This is a genomic window from Sphaerochaeta sp. S2 (assembly GCF_016406725.1).
In the GTDB taxonomy this organism is placed as follows: Bacteria; Spirochaetota; Spirochaetia; order Sphaerochaetales; family Sphaerochaetaceae; genus Sphaerochaeta.
On the sequence record NZ_JAEKNT010000538.1, the window covers coordinates 1 to 1,724 of the forward strand.

At 41.0% G+C, this 1,724-nt stretch carries 2 protein-coding genes; one reads left to right on the plus strand and one right to left on the minus strand.

Going from position 1 to position 1,724, the window contains the following annotated elements; all coding sequences use genetic code 11:
- Positions 1 to 1,334, minus strand: a 1,334-nt coding sequence (locus JF818_RS15900) for an AAA family ATPase (protein ID WP_198893024.1), incomplete at its 3' end; no start/stop codon positions are given.
- A gap of 241 nt (positions 1,335 to 1,575) precedes the next feature.
- Here JF818_RS15900 and JF818_RS16770 point away from each other — a divergent pair.
- On the plus strand, positions 1,576 to 1,724 hold a 149-nt coding region (locus JF818_RS16770; RefSeq protein WP_370570358.1), incomplete at its 3' end, for an AAA family ATPase.

Here is a 1,724-nt window from a genome sequence, read left to right on the forward strand (position 1 = left end):
CCTTCACTCAGCGTATTCGTGGCAAGAGTTCCGTCTTCCCGCTTGATGCAATAATAGTTCTCTTTTCCATCTGCTGGTTGGATTGAGAAATTTGTAAAACCATATCCCTTTAAGGATCTATTGATTTCATCGATGGGAGGCTGTACGCTTGTTATATTCCTTCCCCTTTCTTCAATTGTTACCTTAAGATTATCGACTTCTGCTTTCTTGGCATCTCTAGCCCTTTTGATGCCTGCAATAGCCTTATTAACATCGGCAATATCCTTCTGGTATGTCCTTATCAGACTAGCAGTATCATGAATACTGCTTGCCCACACATCATCACGAAGTGAAATTTCTTCTGTATCGCGCTGGTCAACCAATCGGTTGTGCACATCAATTAGCGTATTTGCTGATTCAATTAGGTCTGTTATCTCCTTAATAATATCTCCTACATCAAAAATTGAAATGCGTTTACCTGGCTCTACAATCTTTTCTTCAATCCTTTTCGCTTGATCATCAAATATACTCTTAAGAAGTTCCATTTTCGCTGTATATGTATCGACGTTCAGTTTGCTAGTTTGAATAGAATCATTTTTATCTTGTATTGCAATCTCGATGGCATCAATTATTTGTTTAGCAGAATTCCTGTACTCATCGAGCAGCACACATATGAGATCAACTTTGCGTTTATATTCCGTATCAAAGAAAGATTCTAGCTTTTTGCGAAAATCACTTGAAAGGGTCTCTTGCTGGCAGAACGGACACACCTTTGATTCTGCTTTAATATACTGTCGCCCTTGATCAACCCACGAAGAATTACCCAGTTCATCTATTAGATCAGCAATATCTACATCACGACTACCTGCAATGACAGTATCCCAAATGCTATCATTCCGGATTTCATCGAGGTGTTTAAGTGACCTATCAATATTAACTTCAAATTTACTGCGTCTCTCCGGTTTCGAAGCATAGAGCGTCTGTGCACGTTTCAATAGCGTCTGCCATTCACAGATGGTTCCTATATGCCCCTGAATTCCAGCAATACGACGATTCAGTTCCGCTAGGAACTTATCCTTGCTCCTTCGAAGCCCTTCAAAAGCTTTTTGGAAATCGGTCTCATTACGTTTTAAAATCTGACTCCACGCATCTTCCTTGAATCGAGCTTCATGAGCCGGCTTTTCTTCATCTGCTTTCTTCCTGTAGGAACTACAAAGGGCTTCCCAATCCTTTGTCTTCTTCTCATACTCCTGCTTTAGTTGTTCAAGCTCACGAATGTCTTCTATTGTGGCGCTACCAAGGGTGAAAACACCCTGTATTTCCTGCTGAAGATTAGTTTGGCGGTATGATCGGATGGACTAGTCATGGGAATTTCTTGCACCGTATCTTAAAGGCCTACAGTATATCAGTGTTGGCGGTGCCGGGGGGACCTCGGTAAAACCATACACTTGCAGAACAGATTCTGACTTGGGCCTTTCAAAAAGTGACTACTGAAATGTGCGCAGATCAATTCAGTGTCACGAGACCGAGGATTAATTGGTTGCATGGCAAAAAATATCAGAGAGAGGATAGCCTACTATGATTAAGGCAATAAAAATGAGTAACTGTACGCCTTATCAGCAGGCTGAAGTCTCAGATTGTAAAAAGATTAATTTCATCTTTGGAGCTAATGGCAGTGGAAAGTCAACAATCAGTTCTTTTCTTGCAGGAGCCACTGATTCACGATTCTCTTCATCCTTCATAGA